Consider the following 4,600-nt stretch of genomic DNA (forward strand, 5'->3'; position numbering starts at 1 on the left):
CCGATACTTACGAAGAATACTGGAACAAATATTGCATAAGCAATCGGTTCAATTTTATGTTCCACTTCATGCTTATACTCTGTTTGAGAAATAGCAATTCCTGCTGCAAATGCTCCAATAATGCCTGCAATTCCCATCATTTCACTGTAATAAGAAAAAGAGAAGCAAATAATAAGAGCCGCGCTAATTAACGCTTCTGTTACACGAAGCGGGACGGGTGAAGGGGCGGACGGGGCTATCTGGTCGGCTTCTTGCCGGTGATGCCCAGATGCACCAACAGGGCGAGATTGGGCTTGAGTTCGGCCTGCTTCACGCCCCAGGTCTGGAAGCCCTTCTGGTGGCCGGCGACCGAGGCCAGCATCGCCACCAGGGAGCCGGCCATGGCGGCGGGGTTGACGTCCTTGTCGACCTTGCCCTTGGCCTGGAGCTCCTTCACCGCGTCCGTGAGGGAGTTGGTGACCGAGTTCAGGATCTTCATGCGGATCTTGTAGAACCGCTTGTCCCCCTCGGCCGCACCGAGGTCCACGACCCGCAGGATCGCGTCGTGCTTCCGCCAGAAGTCCAGGAAGCCTTCGACGAGTTCCTCGGAGGTCTGCCAGCCGGCCTTGCCGACCCACGAGCGGCCGGAGACCAGCTCGGTCAATCCGGCGCCCTCCTTGGCCATTTCCTCCGCGATCTCGAGGACCGCTCCCTCGACGTCCGGGAAGTACTGATAGAACGTCGCGGGTGAAGTACCCGCCTTCCGGGCCACATCGATGACCTTGACGTCCCGGTAGGGCGAGGAGCTGAGCATCTCACCGAGGCAGTCGAGCAGCTTCTGCCGCGTCGCCTGGCCGCGTCGTCCGGCCACGCGGCCGTCGACGGTGCGTACTTGTCCTGTCATGCCGTCAGCTTACCGAGGGGTGATCGGCGCGCGATTCGGCCGACTGCAAATGGGGTGCGACCCTGCTCCGAGGGCGTTCTGCGAGGTGGGCGCGGGTGCGCGGGCTCGGGCGCGGGAGCGGGTTCAAGCCAGGTTGCGGGCGTTCTCGAGCGGGCCGGGGGATCCCCGCACCCGAATAGGCTTATGAACAGCCTGTGGACAACTTCGGTGGACAACCCAGTCACCCCAAGGGTCGCAGGCCCGTAAAGGCCCCCTGAACACCCCCTCCCGCCCGTACCGGGCCGCGCGGGCCGTGCGGGGCCGCCCCCGCCGTCCTAGCGTGGAGCCATGGCCGTACGCATTGAGGGCACCCCCAGCTGGGTGGACGCACAGCTCCCCGACCTGGAAGCGGGCAAGCGCTTCTACGGCGAGCTCTTCGGCTGGACCTTCGACCCCGACCGCGACGAGGCCCTCCTCGACGGGCGCCCCGTCGCCGGACTCGTCCCCAAACGGGACGGCCGCATGCCCACCACCTGGACCCTCTACCTCGCCACCCAGGACGCCGGCACCCTCGCCACCCGCATCAAGGCCGCCGGCGGCCAGATGGTCATGGAGCCCTACCCCGTCGGCCCCTTCGGCGTCCTCGCCCTCGCCGCCGACCCCGGCGGCGCCGTCTTCGGCCTCCGCCAGGCCGGCGACGACGACGGCTTCGCCGCCACCAACGAACCGGGCGCCTTCTGCTGGATGGAGGTGTACACGCGCCGCCCCGACGCCGTCGACACCTTCTACGCCACCGTCTTCGGCTACCTCGGCCGCCAGGCCGACGCCGCCGAGGAAGGCCGCGACGCCTCCTTCGACTACCGCGTCTGGTCGCCCCCCGGCTCCCGCCCCGGCGACGACACCGCCTTCGGCGGCCGCGCCGTCATCACCGACGACTTCCCCGCCGAGATGCCCGGCCACGTCCTCGTCTACTTCGCCGTCCACGACTGCGACGACGCCTGCGCCACCACCGAACGCCTCGGCGGCCGCGTCGCCACCCCGCCCTTCGACACCCCCCACGGCCGCATCGCCGTCCTCCACGACAACCAAGGCGCCCGCTTCGCCGTCCTCTCCGAGCCCAAACCCCCGGAAGAACCCCCCACCACACCCTGACCGCTCGCCGCCGATATGACCTGTGACACCCCGATCCGCCCCCGGGTTCGCAACCGGGCCCTCGGACAGGAAGAATCAGGGCCACGGGGCCGTACCCTCATGGCCCGTACGGGGAGGTGGCAGGCAAGTGGAACAGCTGACGCAGCACGACCCGAGACGTATCGGGCCCTTCGAAGTGCTGGGCCGGCTCGGCGCGGGTGGCATGGGCCTGGTCTATCTGGCGCGGTCGGCCTCGGGGCGGCGCGTGGCGATCAAGACCGTGCGCACGGAGCTCGCGGAGGACCAGCTGTTCCGGGTCCGCTTCACCCGGGAGGTGGAGGCGGCGCGGGCGGTCTCCGGCTTCTACACGGCGGCCGTCGTCGACGCGGACCCGCGGGCGGCGGTGCCGTGGCTGGCCACGGCGTACGTGCCGGCGCCCTCGCTCGAGGAAATAGTGAACGAGTGCGGGCCGCTGCCGGCCCAGGCGGTGCGGTGGCTGGCGGCCGGTGTCGCGGAGGCCCTGCAGTCCATCCACGGCGCGGGGCTCGTGCACCGCGACCTGAAGCCGTCGAACGTCCTCGTCGTGGAGGACGGCCCGCGGGTGATCGACTTCGGCATCGCGTCGGGGGTGTCCAACACGCGGCTGACGATGACCAACGTCGCCGTCGGAACCCCCGCCTACATGTCGCCCGAGCAGGCCCGCGACTCGCGCAGCGTCACCGGCGCGAGCGACATCTTCTCGCTGGGCTCGATGCTGGTCTTCGCGGCCACCGGCCACGCGCCGTACCACGGCGCCAACCCGGTCGAGACCGTGTTCATGCTGCTCCGCGAAGGCCCCGACCTGGCCGGTCTGCCCGACGAGCTGCGGCCGCTCATCGACTCCTGCATGCAGATGGACGTGACCCGGCGGCCGTCCCCGGCGGACCTCCAGGCGCAGCTGGCCCCGCACCTCTTCGGGCCGGGCAGCGACGACAGCGGCACGGCGTCGGCGTGGCTGCCGCACAGCGCCACCGCCATGATCGAGCGGCGCCGGGGCGGCGGCCGCACGCCGGTGCCGCCGGTTCCTGCGGACCCGCCGGAGGGGTTCGCGGACCCGCGGTTCCCGGACCGGGCGCCCGCGGGCGGCCGGCATCCCGCGCCCGTGGGCGGCCCCGGCGGCCGGCACGCGGGCCCCGCGGAGAGCACGGGCGGTCCCGTGCGTCTCGGGGGAGCGACGGTGCCGATCGGCCCGGGTCCCCGGGTCGCCGACACCCGGGCGGCGCTCGCCGTCGGCCTCAGCGCCGACGGGGGCCCGGCGACGGGCTGGATCCGTCCGCCCGGCGGCGGTCCGCACGGTGCGGAGCCGGGACCGGCGCCCGGTTCGCGTCCGCTGAACGTCCCGGCGCAGGGCACGGACCAGACGGCGGCCCCGCAGCCGCCGCCGGAGCCCGGTCACTGGCGGCCGTGGCGCTTCCGCATGTCGAACGACGTGTGGGGGACGCCGGTCGTCGACGGCGACCTGCTGTACGTGACCTCGTTCGAGGTGCACGCCCTGGACACGGGGAGCGGCCGGCGCCAGTTCAAGACGCGGGACGTGGCCTGGTCGATGGCGGTCTCCTCGGGCCGCATCCACGCCTCGGACGGTCCGACGCTGTACGCGCTGGACGCCACCGACGGCAGTGAGCGCTGGCGGCTGCACACGGACGCCTGGGTGTACTCGCTCAAGGTCGACCGGGGCACGGTCGTCACCGGGACGCGCGGTGGCGGGGTGCAGGGCTGGGAGGCCTCCAACGGCGCCAAGCTGTGGGAGATCACCGGCGCCCAGACGGACTTCGAGACCCCGGAGGCGGGGCCCGCCGTGCACGGCGACACCGTGTACGTGTGGCGGGACGCGCGGCTCCAGGCCCTCGACGCCCGTACGGGGGTGGAGCGCTGGTCGTACCCGATCGGCGACGCCGCCTCCTGTGCCAACGTGCCCGTGCGGGTGGCCCCGGCCGAGGACGGCTGCGTGTACGTCTCCGCCGGCACCCGGGTGCTGTCGATCGACATCGCCGGCGGGCACGTCCGCTGGCACTTCGAGGCGCCGGCCGTGTTCCTGTCGCCGCCGGCGTTCGCGCCGGGACCGGCGGTCACGGGCGGCGGGGTGTACCTCTCCGACCACCTCGGCACGGTGTACGCGCTCGACGCCACCACCGGCCAGGACCGCTGGCGGATCGCGACCGAGCCGCGCCAGTCGGCCGAGCCGGTGCTGGTCGCCGACGGCAGTGTGCACGTCGGCAGCGGCAGCGCGCTGTACACGCTCGACGCGGTCACCGGCACTCCCCGGTGGCGGTTCGCGGCGGGCGGCGAACTGGTCGGCTCGCCGGTCGTCGCCGACGGCCGGGTGCACTTCGGTTCGGCCGACCACGTGCTCTACACCCTGGACGCGAACGGCGGGCAGCTCCGCTGGAAGCTCGCCACCGGCGGCGAGATCACCGGCTCGCCGGTGGTGCGGGGCGGCGTCGTGTACGCGTGCAGCAAGGACCGCTGCGTGTACGCGCTCGACGCGGTCAAGGGCACGGCGACGGGCCGGGGGTCCGGCGCGCGCTAGGACGGTCGGGGGAACCCGCCGCCGCAGGTCTCTAGCCC

At 71.8% G+C, this 4,600-nt stretch carries 4 protein-coding genes; 2 read left to right on the plus strand and 2 right to left on the minus strand.

Annotated elements, in window-relative coordinates; translation table 11 throughout:
- Both ACFCY7_RS39845 and ACFCY7_RS39850 read right to left on the minus strand, forming a co-directional pair.
- Nucleotides 1-320, minus strand: a 320-nt coding sequence (locus tag ACFCY7_RS39845) for a cation:proton antiporter (RefSeq protein WP_376490975.1), incomplete at its 3' end; no start/stop codon positions are given.
- On the minus strand, nt 236-883 hold the full coding sequence (locus ACFCY7_RS39850) for a TetR family transcriptional regulator (protein WP_017241026.1): 648 nt from the start codon (nt 881-883) through the stop codon (nt 236-238). The genes ACFCY7_RS39845 and ACFCY7_RS39850, both read right to left, overlap by 85 nt.
- Nucleotides 884-1,210: 327 nt before the next feature.
- On the opposite strand from ACFCY7_RS39850, the gene ACFCY7_RS39855 reads away from it, so the two are divergent.
- Together ACFCY7_RS39855 and ACFCY7_RS39860 are read left to right on the plus strand one after the other, a co-directional pair.
- Entirely contained in the window at nt 1,211-2,014 is an 804-nt protein-coding gene (locus ACFCY7_RS39855) for a VOC family protein (protein WP_376490973.1), read from the plus strand.
- A gap of 127 nt (nt 2,015-2,141) precedes the next feature.
- The gene (locus ACFCY7_RS39860; protein WP_376490974.1) at nt 2,142-4,562 is read left to right on the plus strand and encodes a PQQ-binding-like beta-propeller repeat protein; all 2,421 of its coding nucleotides are present in this window, start codon (nt 2,142-2,144) and stop codon (nt 4,560-4,562) included.
- Nucleotides 4,563-4,600: the final 38 nt, after the last annotated feature.

The sequence above is a fragment of the Streptomyces sp. NPDC056361 genome, assembly GCF_042262805.1.
In the GTDB taxonomy this organism is placed as follows: domain Bacteria; phylum Actinomycetota; class Actinomycetes; order Streptomycetales; family Streptomycetaceae; genus Streptomyces.